The sequence below is a fragment of the Psychrobacter sp. L7 genome, assembly GCF_002810365.1.
Lineage (GTDB): Bacteria > Pseudomonadota > Gammaproteobacteria > Pseudomonadales > Moraxellaceae > Psychrobacter > Psychrobacter celer.
In genome coordinates, this window is record NZ_NEXR01000004.1 from 322,968 (window position 1) to 346,867 (window position 23,900).

The 23,900-nt window shown below is 47.6% G+C and carries 20 protein-coding genes and 1 tRNA gene; 10 read left to right on the forward strand and 11 right to left on the reverse strand.

Features of this window, described 5'->3' with window-relative positions; all coding sequences use genetic code 11:
- Positions 1 to 3 precede the first annotated feature (3 nt).
- The 3 genes from CAP50_RS07315 to CAP50_RS07325 all read right to left on the reverse strand — a co-directional run bounded on the left by CAP50_RS07315 (position 4) and on the right by CAP50_RS07325 (position 2,730).
- Positions 4 to 852 (reverse strand): prepilin-type N-terminal cleavage/methylation domain-containing protein, encoded by an 849-nt coding sequence (locus tag CAP50_RS07315; protein ID WP_100749543.1) that lies wholly within the window; start codon positions 850 to 852, stop codon positions 4 to 6.
- A 172-nt stretch (positions 853 to 1,024) separates the two neighbouring features.
- Complete coding sequence (locus CAP50_RS07320; RefSeq protein ID WP_075101590.1) at positions 1,025 to 1,708, reverse strand: TetR/AcrR family transcriptional regulator; 684 nt, start codon at positions 1,706 to 1,708, stop codon at positions 1,025 to 1,027.
- Between the two features lie 233 nt (positions 1,709 to 1,941).
- Complete coding sequence (locus tag CAP50_RS07325; protein WP_075101591.1) at positions 1,942 to 2,730, reverse strand: TatD family hydrolase; 789 nt, start codon at positions 2,728 to 2,730, stop codon at positions 1,942 to 1,944.
- A gap of 225 nt (positions 2,731 to 2,955) precedes the next feature.
- Between CAP50_RS07325 and CAP50_RS07330 the strand changes: the two genes are divergently transcribed.
- The gene (locus CAP50_RS07330; RefSeq protein ID WP_100749544.1) at positions 2,956 to 3,621 is read left to right on the forward strand and encodes an acyltransferase; all 666 of its coding nucleotides are present in this window, start codon (positions 2,956 to 2,958) and stop codon (positions 3,619 to 3,621) included.
- A 46-nt stretch (positions 3,622 to 3,667) separates the two neighbouring features.
- Here CAP50_RS07330 and CAP50_RS07335 read toward each other — a convergent pair whose 3' ends face one another.
- Positions 3,668 to 5,455: a GspE/PulE family protein gene (locus CAP50_RS07335; RefSeq protein WP_100749545.1), complete on the reverse strand. Its 1,788-nt coding sequence runs from the start codon at positions 5,453 to 5,455 to the stop codon at positions 3,668 to 3,670.
- A gap of 117 nt (positions 5,456 to 5,572) precedes the next feature.
- Positions 5,573 to 6,448, reverse strand: coding sequence for an SAM-dependent methyltransferase (locus CAP50_RS07340; protein ID WP_100749546.1), 876 nt, complete (start codon positions 6,446 to 6,448; stop codon positions 5,573 to 5,575).
- Between the two features lie 531 nt (positions 6,449 to 6,979).
- On the opposite strand from CAP50_RS07340, the gene CAP50_RS07345 reads away from it, so the two are divergent.
- Complete coding sequence (locus CAP50_RS07345; protein ID WP_100749547.1) at positions 6,980 to 7,753, forward strand: ferredoxin--NADP reductase; 774 nt, start codon at positions 6,980 to 6,982, stop codon at positions 7,751 to 7,753.
- 153 nt (positions 7,754 to 7,906) lie between these two features.
- Positions 7,907 to 7,993 (forward strand) — tRNA-Leu (locus tag CAP50_RS07350).
- 51 nt (positions 7,994 to 8,044) lie between these two features.
- Here the strand turns inward: CAP50_RS07350 and CAP50_RS07355 are convergent.
- The gene (locus CAP50_RS07355) at positions 8,045 to 8,299 is read right to left on the reverse strand and encodes a hypothetical protein (RefSeq protein ID WP_241900690.1); all 255 of its coding nucleotides are present in this window, start codon (positions 8,297 to 8,299) and stop codon (positions 8,045 to 8,047) included.
- Between the two features lie 404 nt (positions 8,300 to 8,703).
- Here CAP50_RS07355 and dinB point away from each other — a divergent pair, with 404 nt between their 5' ends.
- The 7 genes from dinB (at position 8,704) to infA (ending at position 17,420) form a co-directional block, all read left to right on the forward strand.
- The gene (dinB, locus tag CAP50_RS07360) at positions 8,704 to 9,789 is read left to right on the forward strand and encodes a DNA polymerase IV (protein ID WP_100749574.1); all 1,086 of its coding nucleotides are present in this window, start codon (positions 8,704 to 8,706) and stop codon (positions 9,787 to 9,789) included.
- Between the two features lie 230 nt (positions 9,790 to 10,019).
- Positions 10,020 to 11,234, forward strand: a complete 1,215-nt coding sequence (gene queA, locus CAP50_RS07365; protein WP_100749548.1) for a tRNA preQ1(34) S-adenosylmethionine ribosyltransferase-isomerase QueA — start codon at positions 10,020 to 10,022, stop codon at positions 11,232 to 11,234.
- A 123-nt stretch (positions 11,235 to 11,357) separates the two neighbouring features.
- Positions 11,358 to 13,217, forward strand: coding sequence for a type IV pilus assembly protein FimV (locus tag CAP50_RS07370; protein WP_100749549.1), 1,860 nt, complete (start codon positions 11,358 to 11,360; stop codon positions 13,215 to 13,217).
- Between the two features lie 51 nt (positions 13,218 to 13,268).
- A complete protein-coding gene (locus CAP50_RS07375; RefSeq protein ID WP_100749550.1) occupies positions 13,269 to 14,888 on the forward strand; it encodes a FimV/HubP family polar landmark protein in 1,620 nt (539 codons plus the stop codon).
- 213 nt (positions 14,889 to 15,101) lie between these two features.
- Positions 15,102 to 16,187 carry an asparaginase gene (locus CAP50_RS07380; protein ID WP_075101600.1) on the forward strand — a complete coding sequence of 362 codons (1,086 nt, stop codon included), beginning with the start codon at positions 15,102 to 15,104 and terminating at the stop codon, positions 16,185 to 16,187.
- Positions 16,188 to 16,251: 64 nt separating this feature from the next.
- A complete protein-coding gene (truA, locus tag CAP50_RS07385) occupies positions 16,252 to 17,091 on the forward strand; it encodes a tRNA pseudouridine(38-40) synthase TruA (protein WP_100749575.1) in 840 nt (279 codons plus the stop codon).
- Positions 17,092 to 17,198: 107 nt separating this feature from the next.
- Positions 17,199 to 17,420 carry a translation initiation factor IF-1 gene (infA, locus tag CAP50_RS07390; RefSeq protein ID WP_021814850.1) on the forward strand — a complete coding sequence of 74 codons (222 nt, stop codon included), beginning with the start codon at positions 17,199 to 17,201 and terminating at the stop codon, positions 17,418 to 17,420.
- 481 nt (positions 17,421 to 17,901) lie between these two features.
- Here infA and CAP50_RS07395 read toward each other — a convergent pair whose 3' ends face one another.
- The 5 genes from CAP50_RS07395 to leuC all read right to left on the reverse strand — a co-directional run bounded on the left by CAP50_RS07395 (position 17,902) and on the right by leuC (position 23,639).
- The gene (locus tag CAP50_RS07395; RefSeq protein ID WP_100749551.1) at positions 17,902 to 19,035 is read right to left on the reverse strand and encodes a L,D-transpeptidase family protein; all 1,134 of its coding nucleotides are present in this window, start codon (positions 19,033 to 19,035) and stop codon (positions 17,902 to 17,904) included.
- Between the two features lie 377 nt (positions 19,036 to 19,412).
- Positions 19,413 to 20,516: a 3-isopropylmalate dehydrogenase gene (gene leuB / locus CAP50_RS07400; RefSeq protein ID WP_100749552.1), complete on the reverse strand. Its 1,104-nt coding sequence runs from the start codon at positions 20,514 to 20,516 to the stop codon at positions 19,413 to 19,415.
- Between the two features lie 204 nt (positions 20,517 to 20,720).
- On the reverse strand, positions 20,721 to 21,389 hold the full coding sequence (locus tag CAP50_RS07405) for a hypothetical protein (RefSeq protein ID WP_100749553.1): 669 nt from the start codon (positions 21,387 to 21,389) through the stop codon (positions 20,721 to 20,723).
- Between the two features lie 136 nt (positions 21,390 to 21,525).
- Entirely contained in the window at positions 21,526 to 22,176 is a 651-nt protein-coding gene (gene leuD, locus CAP50_RS07410) for a 3-isopropylmalate dehydratase small subunit (RefSeq protein WP_100749554.1), read from the reverse strand.
- Between the two features lie 44 nt (positions 22,177 to 22,220).
- Entirely contained in the window at positions 22,221 to 23,639 is a 1,419-nt protein-coding gene (gene leuC / locus CAP50_RS07415; RefSeq protein ID WP_100749555.1) for a 3-isopropylmalate dehydratase large subunit, read from the reverse strand.
- Positions 23,640 to 23,900 lie beyond the last annotated feature (261 nt).

The window sequence follows — 23,900 nt, forward strand, 5'->3', positions numbered from 1 at the left end:
CACTTACTGTCCTTGTCCAATCATCATACTACCGTCGGGCATAATCGTGATTACATCACCCACCAGCCGCGCCTCATGCAGCACCTCGATGGTCACCGGCGTGGCCTGCCCTGTACCAAACCAAACCACCTGCGGCACCATTTGACCGACAAACCAAGGCTGCAATGTCTGAGCTTGCTGAGCGCTTGATACCTCTACAGCCGCCAAGCTCTGCACCCTGATATGAACACCAGATGGCAGCTCGGGCAGCGTCACCTCCGTCTCAGTCTCCCAGCTTGGCGTTGGCAAAGCTTCATCAGAACCACCGCTCATGGTAGTCAGCTCTGCCGACAGCTCCATGGCATTTTTGGGCGTACTATCATTGGTATCTGCTGAGATGCTCGCTGCCTGATACGCGGCATAGGGATTGGACAAGGTCACAATCACAGGCGTCACCTGACCGCGCTTATCGGCCTGCAGACTAAGACCCATCGGCTGCATACGCTCAGCGGACAATAACCGTACATAGCTGAGTGAGTCGGTCAGATGCTCATAAAACGCGCGGTTTTTACGCGCTTCACTACTGCCCACAGATAGGCTCATCATACCAGCGAATATCGACAATATGACCACCACTACCACGATTTCGACCAGCGTAAAACCTGTTTGAGATTTAGAAGACATGAAGTGCGAGTGTGCCGAAGCAGATGTATGAACAAAAGAAGTACGGGCGTTTTTTATGAAAGGAAGTGTATGACCATCAGCATCAGGCATAAACGCCTTATCATACAGCTTATACTGACTAAATTCTGATTGAATCAATCTTAGAGAGCTGGTCGCTGAGCGAGTCTGAGTCTTGACAGTGACCGGCATATTGCACCTATAAGCTCATGATTGTATTAAGGTAAGTACAAAAATTGCTGTGCTGCCTGCCAAAAGGCCACAGCACAGAGCGATGTGACTGCCTACATTGGGCACTGTTTTTATCTGTTGGGATATGTGTTCTTAACTCATGTAAATCATCATTTTTAACACGAGAAACGCGCTAATAATTGGTGTTACGGTGCTCTTCTGATTCTGTATCGATTTGCTCTACCAACTCTTGCATGTCCTCATCCATCACGTCATCGTCAGCAGCTGGGTAGTGACTTGGCAACTCCAGCATTTGCTGCACAAAAGCATAACGCAAGGTGTCGCGGCGACCCAAATAACGCTGATAAAAACTTGAGTTTAATAACCCCGCCCCGCCTTGACCCATCGCCCAAATTGACGACAAATAGTCACGAGTGCTCAAACTACTGTGCTCGTCTTTTAGATACGCGCTGATGATGTCGATCAAACGCTTCATACGCTGACGGCGAATGTCGTACAGCTCGCCAAACAAGCGGTTAAGACCTGTCACCGAGGCCGCCAGACGCTCTTCTATCTGGTTGAGCAACATGGCTTTTTGGGGATTAAACAGTTGCTGCAAAATCATACGAGCCACCCCCGCTGATGGGCAGTCATCAATACGGTTGATCTCAAACAACTGCTCTTCATAACGAATAATAATACGCAGATACAGCTCATCTTTACTGGAGAAATGCTTATATAACGTGCCTTTGGCCAAATCCAGCTGATCTGCCAAACTGTCCAAAGTGATATCACCATCGCCGGACTCAAGTAACAGTTGCTCTGCCATCGCTAAGATATTCTCTTCTCGTGCTTTGAACTGATGCTGACGACTCATAATCTCTCCTAAAACTTGACAAGATTAAGCATATAACCATCGTTTATACGGATGTATCGGCAACAAGCGGATGCAACTATATGAAGACTGCTCGAGAACTGCCAAAGGGAATATGCTCGTGTTTGCTAAATAGTCATGGATAACTGCCTGATTACGCTCGATATTAGAAATAAAAAAGAGACAAAACCATCAAATTACCCGACAAATGACTGAGTGGTCATAGCATAACCATTTTAGCAGTACTGTGCCAGCAAATTTTCAAAGTTTTTTGCTGTCAGCGCTCCAACCTCCTCACTGTCACACTCATACATCTGAGCCAGATAACGGGCGACATACGGCACATAGGCAGGCTCATTGGGTTTGCCGCGCTTGGGGACAGGAGCCAGATAAGGGCTGTCGGTTTCGATGAGGATTCTATCTTTGGGCATCTTGCGCGCCGCATCTTGAATCATCTGTGCGCTCTTAAAACTGACGATACCTGAAAATGAGATATAAAATCCTAGATCCAGCGCTCGTTTGGCCGTCTCCCAATCTTCAGTAAAACAATGAATAATGCCATGCTCAGCGCCTTCTGCTTTTAGGATATCAAGGGTATCTTTTTTGGCATCGCGCATGTGCACCACCAAGGGTTTTTTGAGCTGCTGGCTGGCATAGATATGACGAGCAAGACTTGCTTGCTGCTCTTTTTTATTTTCTGTTGACCAGTAGTAATCCAGTCCCGTCTCCCCGATGGCCCAGACATGCTCAGCATCAGCGGTTTGTATCAGCCGCTCGGTTGTCGCGGATTGCAGCACTGTGATATCTTCACAAGGATGAATGCCGACACTCATGCCCAGCTCTAACACCTCATCGCTATGAGTGCTGACGATATGAGCGATGTCATCATATTCAGCAAAATCACACATAATCGCCATCGCGCGCGTGACATTGGCCGCTTTCATCGCGTCAATTGCGCCGGACAGTTGACCATCATATTTGGTTAAATCCAGACGGTTTAGATGGCAATGCGTATCAGTAAACATAAACAATCTCGTTAATTAAATACATAAGTGGTAAATTTTAAAATAAGACATGGCACTTGAGAAATGACAGTTAAGAAATAATTTTAACAGTATAAAATGCTTCGTCTCTGTGCTATTTATTGCTCTGACTTGCGCTGTTTTCAAGGCATAATCCATAAAGACCCATAGAGCGCTGCGACCAGCGGCCTATCACGCCTAACATTCATCCACATAAGCCCTGCTATTATGACGCCAAAAAAGACAGTGACCCTGCCCTCTATCCTCAAAACCCTGCTCCCCAAACAACTCTACAGACAGCGGTTTTTATTGACAGATAACGGACAGGACAATCATATCGACATCGCCCATGATGCACGTATCATCGGCGGCTCAGCCATTACCATACGTAAAGGTCATGACAATCAAATCAGTATCGGCAAGCACGGGAAGTTTAACAAGCTCAATATCGATATCAATGGCAGTCATAATCATATTACCATCGGTAAGCACGTCAAATTTTCAGGCCATCTGCTGATTGTGGGCGATCATTTGCACATTAATATCGGCGATCGGACCACGGCGATTGACTGCTATGTGTTGGCACGTGACAAAAGCGTGCGCATCGGCAAAGCATGCATGATATCGCGCGGGATAGAAATCCGTGCAACCGATGTCCACAAAGTCTACGACACCGAGTCCAACGAGCGCCTAAACCAGGCCCGCGCTGATTTGGTATTGGAAGATCATATCTGGATCGCAGCCAACGTCACTATCTCCAAAAATGTCACCATCGCTAGCGGCTGTATCATTGCCGCAGGGTCTTTTGTCAACAAACCCATTACCACCCCAAACTGCATGGTCGCAGGTACGCCCGCGAAAATCATGCGCCAAAATGTACGCTGGGAGCGCTAAGGCAGTATGCAGACATGAAGGACAGCTGTCTATTTGCCGCATACACTTAATGCAGCGGTACCACGCGCATCACCTCTTCTATGGTCGTCACCCCTTCACTGATACGCTTGGCACCCGATAATCGCAGCGGCTGCACCCCTTCGCGGTAGGCTTGTTTTTTTAGTGCCTCTACATTGGCATCGGTTGCGACCAACTTTTTTAACTCATTGGATAGCGGCATGATTTCATACAGGCCCACACGGCCTTGATAGCCCGTTTGGCGGCAATGCTCACAGCCTATTGCGCGGTAGATTTGCGCAGGCAAGGGCGCGCGCCAAGGCTGCACCATCTCCTGCCATTGAATGGCAATCTCACTCTCGGGGCGTACCTCTAGCGCTTGCTTGCAGTGTGGACATAAGGTACGCAATAAACGCTGTGCCATGACTCCGAGTATGGTCGCTGAGGTCAAAAACGGCTGCACCCCCAAATCATGCAAACGTGTCAGTGAGCTTGGTGCATCATTGGTATGCAGTGTTGAGAGTACCAAGTGCCCAGTTAGCGATGCTTGTACCGCCATATTGGCCGTCTCAGTATCTCGAATCTCCCCAACCATGATGATATCTGGATCCTGACGCATCAATGAGCGGATACCATCAGCGAAATGCAAATCCACTCCCGCATTGACCTGCATCTGATTAAAGCTTGGCTCTATCATCTCGATAGGGTCTTCGATGGTACACACGTTGACCTGCTCGGTCGCCAGCTGTTTGAGCGTACTATATAGGGTGGTGGTCTTACCAGAGCCTGTCGGGCCGGTGACCAAAATAATACCGTTTGGATGGGCGGTCAGCTCATGCCATGTCTCGAGCTGCTTACCCGACAAACCAAGCTGAGCAAACGAGCGTACCAACACTTCAGGGTCAAAGACGCGCATCACCAGTTTTTCGCCAAAAGCGGTCGGCATGGTAGAGAGTCGCAGCTCGGTTTCTAGCCCCTTTGGCGTACGAGTCTTTAGACGGCCATCTTGCGGTTTGCGCTTTTCGGCGACATTTAGCCGCCCCAAGATTTTGATACGCGCAGTCACTGCGACGATGATGGCCAGCGGCATCTCATATACTGTGTGCAGCACCCCATCGATACGAAAACGCACCCTCCCCATCTCACGCCGCGGCTCTAAATGAATATCACTGGCACGCTGCTCAAAGGCATACTGCAGCAGCCAGTCGACGACTTTGACAATATGTTGATCATTGGCATCGGGGTTGGTGTTGTCCCCAAGCTGCAATAATGCCTCGACATTGGTCACATCAGCGGCAGCACGCTTATGTAAAGAGTTGGCACCCGCAATCGCTTGTGTCACTTGATAAAACTCTTGACGATAGCGCTTGAGCTGATCGGGACTGATATAGACGGTGCGATAGGTTTTGGATTTGATCAGTTTTTCGATATTGGCGTGCCAATCGGTAAAAAACGGCTGGTCTGTACCAATGACGACCTCATCTAATGTGACCTCAATCGGCAAAATATGCTGCGAGCGAGCATATTCAAAAGACATCAGCTGCGTGACTGCTGGCACATCAACCTTTAGCGGATCAATACGCACCATCGCCATACCCGCTTTGACTGCCAACCATTGGTTGAGCCATGACAGCGTTAGTTTGGCCTCAGAGGCGCTGTCTAGCGCATGAGCATTGGGCAAACCAAACTCGCTAATGGTCAGTAGTGGGTGCTGCTCCTTGGCTCGGCGGCTGGTAATGACCAAATTATAGCTGCGTTGATCAATGACTCTATCCGCCAGTAACTCATCTAGGCACCACCGTAAATCTATGACTATCGAATACTTCTGCTCAGACATATTTTTCTTCTTTTTTGGTCAGTACATGTGAGGCCATTGTCTAGATTGGCCAAGCTCAGCTGCAGCATTATATAAGCTCTTTAGCGTGATACTATGTTAGCGTGATACTGTATAACGTTATGCTATGCCGGTAATCCCTGTGATCTGCAGCGCCCCTGAGGCAAGCCGCCAAAACGCTATATCGACAGACTTGTAGCGCATCGTAAAGGTTTTGTGCACTTCCTTGCGGCGATAGGCAGGACGCGGATCTTGAGCGATGAGTGCTTGAATGATGGCCATATCCGTATCAACAAGTTGCCAGCGCGCCTGATCGATTAACACTTGCCTGCCAGCCCCTTGCGCGGTGTCTCTAGTAGGCGCATCTGATATTAGCTGCAAAAACTGCTGATAAGCGGTGTCAGTGACTGTGACCTCTAGCAGCTCAGGTGCCGTAGGAGCAAAGCCACTACGAGCATCGATCAGCGCATCGCTATACGCCACATAGGGCTTGATATCGATGATGGGCGTACCATCTATCATATCAGCGCCACTGATGATAAGAAACGCGCGACCTTGTACTACCTCGACGCGCTCAAGCTTGACCACAGACAGACCCAGCGCTGATGGGCGATACATACTACGACTGGCAAACACGCCTATTTTTTGATTGCCACCCAATCTTGGTGGCCGCACTTGCGGACGAAAATGCCCCTTTGCTATCGTGCGCGCCGCTGTCATACCCACCTCGCCGGTAGGTGCGCCTGCACTCACTCTGCCAGCCTTGACCGTATCATTATGATGAAACTGCCAGCTCAGCCAGATATGACTAAACGCCTCTAAACCCACAAAAGCGGCGGGCGTATCATAAGGCGCAATCATCTCAACTACGCTCATCAGCGCCACCAAGTTTGGTTGTCTTGGCGCCCCAAACTTTTGCGAGAGCGGCGCACGATGATAGCCAATAATAGGCGCCCGATGACAATCGGCGAGCACATCGTCACCTGATACAGGCATAAATTCTCCAAAAACACGCTTATTGCATGATACAAAATTATTTACTAACGATATTCTATTTTATCATGCCACATAGTCGCTGCCAGACGGATTTTTATTTTAAAGTTTGGTATTATGAGCGAGAATTTGATGACCGCCCCTATTTTTATAAAAACAGTTTTATAGAAACAGCTCTATAAAAGCAATTTGATATGGACAGTTCAATAGAGGCGACTTGATAGGCTAGGCGCGCTGACGAAACCGCTTTTGATAAAAATAGTGATACCTTGTCGTGTTTTGCCTTATCTTAGTGGGCAGATTTGGCTGAACAAACTGATTTTCATGGCTTGACGCCACAGGCATTCGCTGTCATTTATAACATTATATAAAATGTTAAAATATATAAGTTAAAGTATATAAAAGGCTAAAATAGCGCTTCATACTGCCTACAAAACCCAACGCCTTATTAGCGCCGAAACGGTCATTGAAAAATTTTATCTTATACCTATTTAACCCATACGATACCGATAATCACTTATTAACGAGGACTTTATGTCAAAACTTCGCACCGAAACGGTTACAGAGGTTCATCATTGGAATGACTCTCTATTTAGCATCAAAACCACGCGTGACGATGGCTTACGCTTCCGTAATGGCGAGTTTGCGATGATTGGAATCGTGGTCGATGGCAGACCGCTGCTGCGCGCTTACTCTATTGCCAGTCCCAACTACGAAGAGCATTTAGAGTTCTTTTCGATCAAAGTACAAGACGGCCCACTGACTTCACGCTTGCAACACATCAAAGTTGGCGATGAGTTATTGGTCAGTAAAAAACCCACAGGCACGTTAGTGTTGGATGACCTGTTACCAGGTAAGCACCTTTACATGCTATCGACGGGTACTGGACTTGCGCCTTTTTTGGCATTGGCACGTGACCCTGAGGTTTATGAGCGTTTTGACAAAATCATTTTGGTACATGGCGTGCGTCATGTCGAAGACTTGGCCTATCGCGATATGTTTGAAAACCAGTTGCCTAACGATGAAATCTTTGGCGAATGGTACCGTGAAAAATTCATTTACTACCCCACCGTGACCCGTGAAGAATTTAGAAACCAAGGCCGAGTCACCGATTTGATGAGATCAGGTAAGCTGTTTGACGATATCGGCTTGCCACCGATGAACAAAGACGATGATCGTGTCATGCTATGCGGTAGCATGCCATTTAACGCGGAAGTATCAGAGATACTAAACGGGTTTGGCCTCACTGTCTCCCCACGTATGGGCGTACAAGCCGACTATGCCGTTGAACGAGCCTTTGTCGGTTAGGTCTGCGTTTTTTGCTATATCGTCAAATAACTGCAAATTATTTAAAATAATTCTTGACGACAAAAAATAGGCTGCTATAATACGCAGCCTATACGGCGAACACCGTAACCCAATTCGATAACTGTTGTTTTTATAAACGTTATCTACTTACATGCCAGTGTGATGGAATTGGTAGACATGACGGATTCAAAATCCGTTGCCTTTAAAAGCGTGTCGGTTCGAGTCCGACCACTGGTACCATCTTTAGCAAAAAAGCCTCCTATATGGGAGGTTTTTTTGTGTTTATAAGATTTATTGTATCATTGGGCTATCAATGTCTTCTTGCGTGATGGCTGCTATCTTTATAGGCACTGCACAGGCCCAAGATGTGCCGCTACGGCAGTAAAAATATCCGTCACGATAAGCGACAATATAGACAGTAAAGTCATTACCATACAGATCCATCATCGCCAGCTCATCACTCTCATCACAAACTGCACACCAGATATCTTTATCTCCTCGTGCTAGCATTGCGCGTGTCAATTCGCTCCCTGTTAGTTTATTCATCATCAGCTCCTTAGTCCCTCATGCACCCCTAAGTATGTTCCCTTAGGCGGCGAGTTTACCAATACTCTATAGGCGAGTGTGGTGCGAGCCATAAACAACCTTTTTATTCGCTATAGACTAGGGCGTATAAAGAAGTTGTTTATCCTTTTAACAATCGTCTACTTCGATACTTACTTTAGTGTAGAACGTCTGAAGCAAAAGCGTAACATCTAAATGCATTATTCATGATAGACGGCAAATCCTTTAGGTTAAACGGTAAACAAAAGGTACGAGCTTAGGGAGATTGGCGGGTTTAACCCACTGATATTCTTTAAATTGTTTTAACATCCTATTTATTTATAAAATCAAGCCATATTTATGGTTGCCGCTAAAATAGTTTTGCTAATTGGGGTAAAATAGTGGTCATGACTGCTTCTACTCCTCTTTCACCCCGCAAAATCATTCATATTGATATGGATGCTTTTTATGCCAGTGTCGAACAACGTGACTTTCCAAAGTTACGAGGTCTGCCTTTGGTAGTCGGTGGTGACCCAAGCGGGCGCGGGGTTGTCGCAGCAGCCAGTTATGAGGTGCGCAAGTTTGGTGTACGCTCAGCGATGTCATGCTATGAAGCGCGTAAACGCTGTCCTGAGGCGATATTTGTTCGGCCGCGCTTTGAGGTTTATCGGGCGGTCAGTCGTGATATACGCCAAATCATGCATCAATTGACGCCTCATGTCGAACCGCTGTCATTGGATGAAGCCTATCTGGATGTCACCGGCTTATCTATACATAAGGGCTCAGCGACGTTGATGGCCAATTGGCTACGAGCGCAGATTTTGGCGCACACAGGGCTGACCGCTTCTGCTGGCGTCTCATTTAATAAGATGCTGGCCAAGATTGCCTCTGATATCAACAAACCCAATGGTATCGCAGTTATCACCCCAGCCGATGCCGATGCGTTTATTAGTACCCTTCCCATCGAGCGCTTTCATGGTATTGGCAAAGCCACTGCCAAGCGCCTTCATGCCATGGGCGTGCGCACGGGTGCTGATTTGCGGCGCTTGCCAGCGGCGGCATTGGTACAGGAGTTTGGAAAACGTGGTCAGTTCTATCATGATATCGCTCATGGCCGCGATGAGCGTACGGTCAAGTCGCAGCGCACGCACAAATCCGTAGGCTCTGAGACCACCTTTCGGGATAATCTTGACGACGATGCTGAGCTAAAAGTACAAATTTATGCACAAAATGAAGACGCGTTTGATCAAATGCAAAAAAAACAACTGGTCGCGCATACCATCACTTTAAAAGTTAAATACGCGGATTTTACTCAAGTCACGCGCTCACACACATTATCGACGGCCTTTGACAGCGCCGAATCCGCCCATTATTGGCTAGACAAGCTGTTTTTGGACATCCCGCGTCAGCTGCCCATACGTCTGGTCGGTGTGACTTTCTCTTCATTGGTGCCCGCCGCCCTGCTCTTGCCTCAGTTAAAACTATTTGAATAGATGAGTCTGATTGATATCTGATTGATATCTGAGCGATGGTTACCTCAAACCATCAGTATGGCTGTCAGGTTTTTGTGGCAGCGCGCGGTCATGACGACATGGCCGTAATAACGTGGTCGTTATGACACATTATGCCCGTGAGTCACTCAATGAGACATGCGTTTATCCTGTCATTTCTGCTACAATTACGCTCATACCATCCTTCATCACTCTTCACTGAAAGACCCATTATGACCCACTCCCACGCTGTAGATTTAGATCGTAATACCATAACTGATACCCATAAAAACAATAATGACTTAGACTATCTGAGCGTTAATGACTATGACTATGAGCTGCCAGATGAGTTAATTGCCCGCTACCCACTAGCGCAGCGCTCAGCCTCAAGATTATTGTATTTACCCGCCAGCAATCCCGCCAATGTGGCAGATAGCCGTGCCGAAGACCGCATGTTTTCTGAATTGCCAGATTTACTAAATGCGGGTGATTTGATTGTGTTTAACGACACCAAGGTGATGAAAGCGCGCCTGTTTGGACAAAAAGACACGGGCGGTAAGATCGAGGTGCTGATCGAGCGTTTGGTCGATATTGCAGACTTGGCGCCCGCCGCCCTGCATTTGACGACCGCGGATGATCAGCCGGTCTGCACTGACCATATCGCGCTTGGTCACATAAAAGCCAGCAAAGCGCCCAAGCTTGGACAGCGCTTGCAGCTCGGCGATGGTCATATACATGCGGTCATGATTGGTCGTCAGGATAATTTATTTATCCTAGCCTTTGATGCTCCTATCCTGCCGCAGCTAGAGCAATACGGCGAGCTACCTATCCCACCATATTTTGAGCGTCATGCAGACGCCACGGACAATACCCGCTATCAAACCGTTTTTCATGATCCAGCCAAACTCGCTAGCGTGGCGGCACCGACTGCCAGCTTACATTTTGATGAAGTGGTTTTGGATAAACTGGCAGCCAAAGGCATTCACACCGCCTTTGTGACGTTGCACGTGGGCGCGGGCACCTTTGCCCCTGTCAAAACCGACAACTTGCTCAATCACACCATGCACAGTGAATATGCGCATCTACCGCAGGCAACCGCGGATCTGATCAATCAAACCCATGCAAACGGCAAGCAAGTGATCGCGATTGGCACGACAGTCACGCGCGTGCTCGAAACTGCCTACCAAAAGACTGCGAGCACGGGCAAACCGCTTGCTGGCTGGTCAGGCGACACAGATATTTTTATTTATCCAGGCTTTAAATTCGCTGTCATCGATAAGCTACTAACCAACTTTCATTTGCCAAAGTCTACCCTATTGATGCTGGTCTCGGCATTTTCGGGTAAACAAGCGATTGAACAAGCGTACAAACATGCCGTCGAGCAGCAATACCGCTTCTTTAGTTATGGAGACGCCATGCTACTTGAGAAGCAGATGACGACTGAATAAACGAGTGTTTTATACAGTAAATTAACATTTGATACATTGGACACAACAGTTGTGAAATAAACTGGTAAACTAAACCAGATTTTGTTATAAAAGCAAAGATAACCTATATTCTAAGGGCTGCATATGTCTTGTCGTTTATCTCATCGTTTGACTCACGTACACCGTGCGGTATCGATGGCATTACTGTGTTCGGTAAGCTGTGCCGCCTTTGTCTCTAGTGCCCAAGCGGCCACGATTGGCAAGACCGTTGTGACCTCAGCACAGCATGAGCCTCTAAGAGCCAACATCAGTGTCTCAGACATTCGGGCGGCTGATTTTTCAGCCAGCTTGGCCAACCCTGCTATCTATCAGCAAATGGGGTTGACGCCAACTGACTCAATGATGGTACGCTTTCAGCCGACTTCAGAAACCAGCGGCCAAGTCTATATCAGTACATCAAAACCTGTTTCTAAACCCTTTGCCGATATTGTATTAACCATCAATGATCAGGGTCAGCGTAATGTCGTGCCCAAAACATTATTGATGCCGCTCGATGCCAGCTTGCCCATCGACACCACCAAAAACATCGTAACAGGCGCAAAAAAGCCCAATTTACCTGCCGTATCCGCCAATAATGCCAAGCCTTTGACCCTTAGAAAAGGTGCTCCGCCACCACTGATATCGGCATCAGCCGCAAGCTCATCGACAAGCGCTCCTACGGCCGTCAAACGGTCCGCGCCCAACGTGCAACTGCCGAATACGCAAAGGGCCAATACGCAAAACGCAAGTATTCAAACGCAAGCTGCCTCAGCCAGCACGCCTGCCAAGACATCTGTATCAGCAACTGACCATCTAACCTATACGCCTAGCCGTTTAGACAATGGGCGTTTGGCTAATGACTTTGAGCTCACAGCCGCCGCCAGTCCAGCGCAGACCAATGCTAGCCGACCTAACCCTGCCAGCCGCTTGGACAATGGCCGTTTGGCTCAAGAGCAAACCGCCTCAAGTATTAGCACCGCGAGCGAAGTATCATCTGCTACGCAACACACGCTCGGCACAGCGCAAGCAAACAACGCACTAGATACGCTAAATATTCAAGTCACGCGTCAGATACAGCCGAGTCAGCAAAAAAACACGGATGTGAGTGCCAGCATCGTAGCTGCCGCCCCAAAAAACGACGCAGCTCAGGACAACCAAACCGCCGAGCAAGCGGCTTTGAGCACAGCGCATACGGCAGCGGCAACGGTTGTCGGTAGCAACATACCGGCTGATACTGCCGCACCCTCTCAATCAAGCACCAACGATCAGACTGCACCTACAAACCACGTGGCAGCAGACTCTATAGCAGACGCCCAAACGCAAAGCACGGCAAACTTTCAATATCAAGTACAGCGCAATGATAGCTTATGGATCATTGCTCAGCAGATTGCCCAAGAAAACAATGTCGATATTCAAACCGTAATGAAACAGATTCAATCACAAAACCCCAATGCTTTTATCAATAAAGACGCAGACCAGCTCAAAGCCGACGCCAAGCTAAATCTGCCGAATTATGATGTATTGCCATCACAGCAAGCGCTAGAGGCCGCTATCAGCGCCCAAAAACAAAAATATCGTCGGCGGATAAATACCCCTGTCGCACAGCCAGCACCTAAAGCAAAGCCCCATACAGCTAAAGCGCAAAACAACTCAGCACCTGCAGCCAAGTCACAAAAAAAACCAACCATTACCAAGACCCTGCCAAGAGCGCAGTTTTCTGTATTGGCTCCAGGACATGATGGCAATGCCGATGGCACCCAAACCAAATCAGCGGCGGCCACAGGCAATGGAATTAGCACAGACATACTAGCTACTTTAAAAGCATCACGGCAAGCGGCAGCCTCTCAGGCCCAAAGCTTATCCAAGACCAGTAGCGCACTTGACAGTTATACGCGAACAATTCAATTACAGAATCAAAAATTGGCAGAGCTGCAAGCTCGTCTCAAAAAACTACGCAACCAATAATTGCCTGATATAGCAGCGTATTATGCTGTGATCATAGGCGTGGGAGTAACAATGGACAATATGCTATACATCATCGCCGGCTTGGTACTGATTGTATTAATAGCGGTTTTAGTGATACGTAAAAACAAAGCGCAAAAACCTTCGGCGCAGCCTTATGTCAAATCAGATAGAAATGCAGCGGCACAGACACCAGCGCCAAAAGCAAGTGCGCCCGTACAAACTGATGTCAGCGGCGAAAACAAGTTTGACACCATCACCATTGCCCAACGCTTTATAGATCAGCAGCGTTATGACAAAGCGATTGAAACACTCAATCGCGGCTTGCGCGAAAAGCCTAACGACAGTCAGCTTTCTTTAAAGCTGCTAAGCATCTATGCGACGATCAATCAATCAGAGAATTTCAACAAAGTCTATGACACCATCAGCTCGCAAAATGACCCAAAAAGCCTTGCCTTAGCAGATGAGCTAAAGATGCTGTTTTTTGAAGAGCAAAATCAAGTCGCCGCGCAAACTGCGCCCGTTGAGCAAGCCGCCGACTTTGAAAGCATAGATTTTGATCTGCCAACGACACCTGCCAGTCCCACCCATGATGTGGCAACTGATGATATCAGCGAGAGCGATGCCTCCTTAACTTCTTCTGTCGAGACCCCAGCATTATCAGAACAAGTGCTGGCAGATGACAATACCGACACAGATTTTGCTTTGACGCTCAGTGATTTGGAAGCGGATTTAGATGAGCCGGCACTGGCAGCAATGCCTACCACGGCAGCTGACGAGAGCACTGCGGCCACAGAAACGACTGAAGAGACAGATTTTAGTGAATTCGACTTTGGTCTTGAGGACATTGAAACAGCGCAGCCAGAGTCATCTGATGTCTCAACCCAAGCGGACAGTGTCGGCGCGGATACCAATGAAGCGCTAACGCTAGATGAAGAGGATTTCGTCTTAGATTTTGATGATTTAGTGACAGATATGGATTCAGAAGATGCTGCTGATAAAGCAAGCACGACTGACCACATGACTGATGCGACCGCCCAAAGCCGCAACGACGACTTTGTCTTGTCCTTAGACGATTTGGATGACGCAGATGACTTAAACGTTGCATCAGAGACTGGACTAGGAATTGAAACAGAGTCTGACTTAGCTGACTTAGATGTTGAAACAAACACTGATGAGCCTGTGCTTGATCTGAGCGATGAGATAAGTGGCGAATTAAGTGATGACAGCATCGATATTGATGACTTAACATTAGACAGTGATTTTGCAGACAGCAGTGATGACGCTACTCCTACTTTGACAGCAGCCTCTGAGCTGACTTCGAGTAGCCCCACATCGTTTGATGATAATACATTGATCGATGATGACTTTGATTTTGATCTTGATGCATTATCAGATGAATCGGATACAGCAGCAAGCTCAGCTGCCCCAGTAGCAGCTCAACCTGCCGGGAGTATTGAAAAAGATAACGCTGAGGACTTCTTAGCACGCTTTGCCGCTGATTTTGACTTTGTCAAATCATTAGACAGCAATCAGGTAGCATTAGACTTGGCAGGCCAGTACCTGCAGCTAGGTGAGTACGATAGTGCCAAACGCTTGCTCAATGAAGTCATTTCTCAAGGCAATAGTGCACAGCAGCAGCAAGCGCAGTTACTACTCGAGCGCACAGCGTAATTAAAAAGCAGGCTTTTTTATCAGCAAGTATTCTTGTGCCTTGAGAATACTTGCTTTTTTTTGCATTGAGCCTTTATAGTAGGGTCTGATTTAGATGACTATCAATTTATTGAGCAACTCATTGAGCAGTTCATTTGAGCGATTGAGCTGGGGTACCCTAGCTTTTATTTTTATTTACTTTTTATGACGGCGCCGACTATGCCCTCTTCTGTTATGACCAAGACGCTTACTGATCCCGTCCAGCTGATTTATGCAGGCGGCACTTTTGGCAGTTATGGCCGGCCATTAGCACCGCTACCAGCAGAGGTGTTTTTACCGACGTTACAAACACTGCTAACAGAGCCAGATCATGCCCACTATCTGCCGCCAGTCTCTTGGCTAGACAACACTTTGATCAAAGACAGTAGCCAATTGACGCCCGTCGATTTTGTGCATTTTTACCAGCTGATACTAGCCGCCTATGCGCAGGGGCACAGACGTTTTGTGCTGATCACTGGTACCGATACGCTCAGTTATCTCGGGGCGTTTTTGGCAGAGGCCTTTGCAGGGAGTGATATCTGTGTGGCGGTCACTGGCAGTATGCGCCCGCTATTAGACAGCGAGATGCTACATACCTATAGCGTCGATACGCATAGCGATGCGTGGGGCAACCTAAACGATGCGTTAAAACTGGCAGCAGCGGGTGAGTCAGGAGTAAAAATTGCCTTTGGCGGCGAATCTTGGCCTGCGCAAACGGTACAAAAAATCCATAGTCATGATCTCATGGCGTTTACTGGTCACTCTCGGGCAGCCTATCCTGCCAATAGTTATATAAAGCACTTGCCAGATGCCCGCCGCCAACACTGGCTCGAGGACCAACAAGAAGTCAGCAAAAGCATCGATGCTCGTGCCAAGCAAGCACGTATTCATGCGCTGTATTGCCTACCCAACGATACTGAGGTTATGAGCAATCAGCTACAAGCCCTACTTTCTCAGCCGCCATGTGGCATTATCTTATTAGGATTTGGTGCAGGCAACGTGCCCTATTCAGCTGATTTGGCGCAGGCATTAACCCTTGCGCATCAGCATGGGCATATGGTGGTTTGCGCCAGTCAATCGCCTTTTGGCGGCGTGAGTGACAACTATGCGGCTGGCAGTTGGCAATATGAGTATCATGTCATCGCTGGCGGCCGGTTGACCATTCCAGCCATCTATGCGCGGTTATTGTGGCTGCTGCTACGGTACGACAGTCCTACCAGACGCCGTCAACGCTGGACAAACAATGTCAGCCAAGCCAGCATCACCATCAAAAAGCGCTGATTTGATCGGTCCTATTACGACCATAAGAAGCCCTTACCATTTACTTTATAAGCCACACATTATCATGTCTGAGATACTTCCTATCGAAACCGCCAGCCAACCCACTTACACCCTAGCAATCGCTATCGAGTTTTTGGGTACGCAGTATCACGGCTGGCAGCGGCAACAAGAAGTGCTGGGTGTCCAAGAGGCCCTCGAAACCGCTATCGGCAAAGTCGCCAATGAGACCGTAGAAGTCGTCGCCGCAGGGCGTACCGATGCCAGCGTCCATGCCAGCAATATGATTGCCCACTTTACCACTCACGCCTATCGCCCGACTCATAACTGGCTTCGCGGTGTAAACAGCCTACTCCCTGACGACATTGCGCTGCGCTGGATACAGCCCATGCCGAACGACTTTCATGCACGGTTTGGCGCTATCGCCCGTCGTTATCGTTATATCACCCTCAATCAACCCCAGCGCCCCGCTATCTTAAACCATCAAGTCACTCATATTTATGAACCACTTGACTTGGCCGCCATGCAGCAGGCAGCAGCGGATATCGTCGGTACGCACGACTTTAGTAGCTTTCGCGCCGCCGCTTGTCAGTCCAATCAGCCAGTGCGCTCAGTCAGTCATGCCAGACTGTTTGCCCATGGTCAGTTTATCGTGTTTGACATTCAAGCAGATGGCTTCTTGCATCATATGGTACGCAACCTAATGGGCACCTTGTACGCTATCGGCAAGCACGAGCTAGAGCCGTCTGATTTTTTGACTATTTTGGCCAAAAAAGACCGTACTATTGCACCACCGACCGCCTCTGGTGACGGCCTATACTTTATCAATGCTTACTACCCTGAGCATTGGCAAAAACTATTGCCCACCGCGCCTCTTACGCCCCTCTGGCTAAACCTGCCTGACTGATATACATATCGATTACAAGCTGTCAAGCCAAAACCAGGTTCTGTATTGCTTTAATACGCTAGCTTGCGTATAATATGGGCTTATTTTTAACTGATTGATACAAAATTATGGCAAAAGACGATATTATCGAATTTGAAGGCGAAGTCATCGACACCCTTCCAAACACATTGTTTAAAGTTCGTTTAGAAAACGGACATGAAATCATCGCGCATATCTCTGGTAAAATGCGTAAACACTATATCCGTATCTTGACTGGCGATAAAGTTAAAGTCGAGATGACCCCCTATGACTTATCAAAGGGTCGTATCACCTATCGTGGTAAAAACTAATTACGATAAAAATCGGCTTTATTGCAATCGATTTTATTAAACAGTGATGACGAAAACGTGGTTATGACAAATCTCATCACTACCAAATGATGCAGTACTTGCTAAGACAATTTTAAGAGCATTTTTGTGAATGCTTGGGTGGTTTAACAGATAATAATAATGAAAATGCAAACCGACTCATTATTGGCTATCAATGTTTTGTCTTACAAGTTAGTCAGATTAATATAAAAAAGATATGGCGAGACTCGAATAAGTTTTTTGCGGCATCGAGCGGCGCAGGCACAGCAAGCAAGAAAAACTTGTACCAATCTCGCGAATTTATGCTGTGCATCTTTTTTATTTAGTAATAACTATATCCGCCATACCCGCATAAAAACACCGCTAACTGATGGTTAGCGGTATTTTTTTGGCGCGTTCATAAAACCCGCCTTTATGAGCAAAAAACCTCGATGGCTTCATGCTCTGTGTCTTTTGTCTGAAGCTATTTGAACTCTACCGTAGCCCCATTTTGTATGACACCTAATAGTGCCAAGGCATCCCAGTTGGTCAGACGCACGCAGCCTGCGGATGCTTGACGGCTGATACGAGCAGGGTCTGGCGAGCCATGAATACCATAAGAGGGTTTACTCAGGCCAATCCACACAGAGCCGACTGGGTTGTTAGGGCCTGGCGGCAAGATAGTTTGGCTCCCATCATCGGCAGTATAAGTATAGTTGGGCTCATGAACCTTGACCTCTACTGTATGCGTGCCTGATGGCGACGGGGTGGCCGTACTCCCTACTGTCGTCGGATAACTGGCAACCAGAGTCCCTTTATCATCGTACGCATATAGCGTCTGAGTGGTTTTGTCGGCGACCACACGGCTGACGGGCGCGGTGTTGGGGTTTCCTGGATTATAGACCGTTATGGTCTCACCCGCTGAAAAGCTGGCATTGGGATTTAGGGTTTTAAGATATTTTTCACTCATGTGAAACTTCTCTGCCAACGCCTCTATCACACTTTCATAATATAGACCTTCTAGCTCAGCTTTTGCGGTAGCGCCCGCTGGGATAGTAGTGGTTTTGATATCGACGTCCGCGTCTGTCAATTGGTAGCTGACCAACACAGGCTGCATCATAAGCACCTTATCACTCGTAAGGGCTTGCCAAGTCTCGGTATTTAAAGCCTCTGTGACACTTAGGCCATTGGCTTTTTGAAAGGCTTGCATGGCTTTTTTGGTGTTTTTTCCCCAGTATCCATCGACCGCACCCACGCCACTGTGATGCCAGTTTAATAATGCTTGTAACTTGGTGCCAATTGTCCGATCGATATTAGTACCTGACGTCCAGCTGGCGTCGTTTACTTTTTTTGCCATCGCTGGCAAATCGTCGGTGCTGTACTTAATGGTAGGAAGCAGTTTGTTAAGCGACATCGACGTTTTGCTATCACCAGTCAGCTTTTGACTGACGCCGTTGGTGACTGGGCTAACGTCTTTAGTGGCGGCGGATTTGCTCATCGTTGCCTGAGCATCGCCCCTGGCATTGTCTGTATCGGCGATAACGCTTTGTCCTATCAATACGGCAGCTGAAAAACCAACCGCGGCGAGCGCTGCACTGATTTTATTTAAATGATACATGTGTGCTCCTAGCATTTTTATCAGGTTTTATTGTTATATCGATTATTTTTATCAGATTGTTTTTTATCAGTTGTATACGTGAAATATGGTGCCATATCGGTCTGTGAGCATATAACACCTTTATGTTAATAAGACCGGCCTTCTGCACAAGCTGTGTTAATAAAAGTACTTTTTTGCGGATAACAGGTTGGTTATGTTACCCAGCGCAGCCAAATGAATATAAGACAAATATAAAAAACCCATAAACTGCAGAGCAATGTATGGGTGCTAAACTTATAAAATACGACGATTTAACAGTCAAAAAACGAGCAGTCAGACGTTAAATGAGTCGTCAGACTTTGTATATGGCTTTTTATAGGGCGCAATATCGCAGAGCCTTATACCAATTTTGCCAAAACGGCTTGTCCCATTTGCTGACAGCCAACCTGGGTCAATCCAGCTTCACTAGGATCTAAAATATCGAGCGTACGAAGTCCATCATCCAGCACGTCGCTGACTGCTTGCTCAATGGCTTGGGCGGCCGCTTCTTGCTTAAAGGTATAGCGCAGCATCATGGCAACAGATAATATCGTCGCTAATGGGTTGGCCTTGTCTTGCCCTGCGATATCCGGTGCCGAGCCATGACAAGGCTCGTACATGCCTTTTCCTGACGCATCAAGACTGGCTGATGGCAACATACCAATGGACCCTGTCAGCATCGCAGCTTCATCAGATAAGATGTCACCAAACATATTGCCCGTCACCATAACGTCAAACTGTTTTGGGTCTTTAATCAGCTGCATGCATGCATTATCAGCATACATATGTGATAACGCCACATCACCATACTCAGCCTGCTGCATCTCAATCATCGTCTGCTTCCACAGCTCAGTAACCTCTAAGACATTGGCCTTATCCACTGAGCAGACTTTGGCAGCACTACCTATCGCGGCTGCCCGCGTTTTTGCCAACTCAAACGCCACCTTGCCGATACGCTGAATTTCGCTTGTGCTATATACCATGGTGTTATAGCCTTGCTGCTCACCATTATCTAGCGTACGAATACCGCGCGGCTCTCCAAAATAGATACCGCCTGTCAGCTCACGCACGATTAGCAGGTCGAGACCTGAGATGATTTCAGGCTTGATACTCGAGGCATTGGCCAGCTGAGGATACAGCTTTGCCACACGTAGATTGGCAAACAAGCCAAGCTCACCGCGAATCTTCAGAAGACCACGCTCAGGACGCTTGCTGCGCTCGATACCATCCCATTTTGGACCACCGACCGCGCCTAGTAATACTGCATCGGCGACACGGGCACGAGCCAAGGTCTCATCTGGTAAAGGTTCGCCAGTCGCATCGATGGCGACGCCGCCGATCAGCCCAGATTCGAGGGTCAAATTTAATGCAAACTTGTCATTGACGGCATTTAATACATCAATGGCTTGGGTCATAATCTCAGGGCCGATGCCATCGCCCGCTAGTGTCAAAATCGTTGCCATACTGATCCTTTTTCATAGGTTTTTATTGAATAATACTGCGATGGATTTTTGCTAAAACATACCAAAATATACGCCTTCGCTACAGCGTGTTTCGCGGCTTTTAAGGCGTGTCTTTATCTCAAAAACTGCGTTAAACATGAGACAAACGACAGTGAAGCAGGCTATCTAGCACAAATAGATGACATCGACGTATTAACCAGATTTTTATATACGGGTTTCTACAAACTCACCTCGATGCTTGCTATCTAACTGCTTACAAAACCGGCGCTGTACGGTACTACCCTGTAGCAGCTCAATGCATAAAGGCTCGGGCGACGCGGTCTCTAGCAAGCTGCCTGACTTATTACTAGGCTTTTTTTGATAAGCACGTAACTGATAAGTCCCTGCCTGAGTAAAATCATGAATCATGGCAAAACGCTCAACATAGCCCACGTTATTTTCTGGATAGAAATTGACGTGAATTTCGCGCTTGGCTGGCATGACTCTGGCATAGTAATTGGTCAATCCTGGCATTGCAGAGGCGGATAGCGGCACTATCTTGATCGACTTTTTATTGGCAAGCGGCATCATCTCTGCACTGGTTGGGGTCTTTTTTGTGCCCTCTGCAAGCGTCGTCACCATGGCTGGATTTACCGGCTCGTGACTGTCAGGAGCGATGACGAGTGTTTTGTCTATCTGCACGATTTCGCAGTGATAGGTTCCAACACACGCGATACTTACCTCGCCTGCGACTGGCTGAATATGGCCTGCCCATACTTTGGCATCTTCGGCTTCATCAATTTTTTGATAACCGGTTAATAGCTGGCAGCCTGACATTAAAAAACTGGCAGCAATCACTGTACTGGTCCACAAAGCATAACGTGTTTTATTCATAATGGCGGCTACTGTTTATAATAAGGAAGATAAAAACAACACAACGACCCCCTTATTTTAGCCAGTTCACCGCCATAACTCAACGCTGCATTACTATTGTTCAGCACGTTGCCCACCACGGTTAAGAGGCACTTTTTTATGCTTGTACGTCATTAAACACCCACGGTGTTTTTTGCTTCATTTTGTCCTCATACGCTTTGATGGCGTCGCCTTGCTGCAAAGTCAGTCCGATGTCATCAAGACCATTTAACAAGCAATGCTTACGAAACTCATCGACCTCAAAAGCGTACTCTTCACCGCTTGGAGTGATGACAACTTGACGCTCAAGATCGGCGGTGAGCTCATAGCCTTCATTGGCCATGGTCGCTTTCATCAATTCATCGACAATCTCTTCGTCTAAGACGATGGGCAACATACCGTTTTTAAAACAGTTATTATAAAAAATATCGGCAAAGCTTGGCGCAATAATCGTACGAAAGCCATATTCTGACAGTGCCCAAGGCGCATGCTCACGGCTTGAGCCACAGCCAAAGTTTCTGCGTGCCAGCAAAATGGTAGCACCTTGATAGCGGGGCTGATTTAAGACAAAATCAGGGTTGATCGGGCGTTTACTATTATCTTGCCCCGGAAACCCTTCGTCCAAATAACGCCAGTCATCAAATAGATTGACGCCAAAACCAGTACGTTTAATGGACTTTAAAAACTGCTTGGCGATAATCTGGTCGGTATCGACGTTTGCGCGATCAAGTGGGCAAACGATACCCGTTTGGGTGTTATAAGCTTGCATAGTTTTTCCTATCAATTCAATGAGGGAGTTATGGATGAACGGTCTTAAAACGTACGCACGTCCACAAAGTGACCCGCCAATGCTGCTGCTGCTGCCATCGCGGGGCTGACCAAATGCGTACGACCACCATTGCCTTGACGGCCTTCAAAGTTACGGTTAGAGGTTGAGGCACAATGCTCTCCAGGCTCTAGCTTATCGGCATTCATCGCAAGGCACATCGAACAGCCAGGCTCACGCCACTCAAAACCCGCCTCCGTAAAGACGGTATCCAAGCCTTCTGATTCTGCCTGCTGCTTGACCTGCCCTGAGCCCGCCACCACAATCGCCTCCTTGATATTGTCAGCGACTTTGCGGCCTTTGATGACCGCAGCAGCATCACGCAAGTCTTCGATACGCGAGTTGGTGCATGAGCCAATAAAAATACGATCAAGCTGGATATCGGTAATCTTTTGACCTGCGCTTAGGCCCATATAGGTGTATGCGCGTAGCCAGCCTTCTTGCTGCGCCTCATCGATAGCTTCGTCAGGTGTCGGGACAGACTGAGTGACATCGACGACCATTTCAGGTGACGTGCCCCAAGACACCTGCGGCGCAATCTCACTACCATCAATCTCAATCACGCTATCAAATACGGCATCATCATCTGAGTATAACGTACGCCAATAAGCTTCGGCTTGCTCCCACTGCTCCTCGGTTGGCGCATAAGGACGGCCTTTGACATAGTCAATCGTCGTATCATCGACCGCCACCATACCAACGCGTGCGCCCGCCTCAATCGCCATATTACAGACGGTCATGCGCCCCTCCATGCTCATGTCTTCAAACACTTGCCCTGCAAATTCAATTGCGTATCCTGTGCCGCCTGCCGTACCGATTTTGGCAATAGTTGCTAGCACCACATCTTTTGGCGTCACGCCAGCGCCAAGCGTACCAGTGACTCGGATTTGCATATTTTTTGATTTCTTTTGAATCAAACACTGAGTGGCTAGTACGTGCTCAACCTCAGAGGTACCGATGCCATGAGCGAGGCAACCTAGCGCGCCATGAGTGGCGGTATGTGAATCACCGCAGACCACTGTCATACCGGGCAGCACCAAGCCCTGCTCAGGACCGACCACGTGCAAAATACCTTGACGCGCATCATTGATGGTAAACTCAGCAATATCGAACTTGCTACAGTTTTCATCCAACGTCAGTACTTGTAAGCGCGATACTTTGTCTTTGATACCCGACACGCCCTCTAATCGCTCTTTGGTCACTGTTGGGACGTTATGATCTGGGCTTGCGATATTTGCAGACAGACGCCACGGCTCCCGATTGGCCAGCTCTAAGCCTTCAAACGCCTGTGGACTTGTCACTTCGTGCAGCAAATGGCGATCGATATAAATCAGGCTCGAGCCATCATCACGCTTGGTGACTTCGTGAGCGTTCCAAAGTTTGTCATATAACGTTTGACCGGCCATATTGCTATCCTTTATTGATTGCTAATTACTAATTGCTAATTGCTCAGTTTTTCACTGACCCACTATTTTCACTTGCTTACTATTTTTATCTGCTTGCTATCGGTAAGCAAAAATAAGGTCTAGTCTAGGTAGTATGTTGGTATGTCTTATCTCTATGCCGACGCTTTATCAGGTCGGCATACTTATCTAGTATTTATTGCTAAAAACTGCGCTTAAAACAAGCGTTATACGAAAAAACACCGCCGTTTATGCAATAAATAT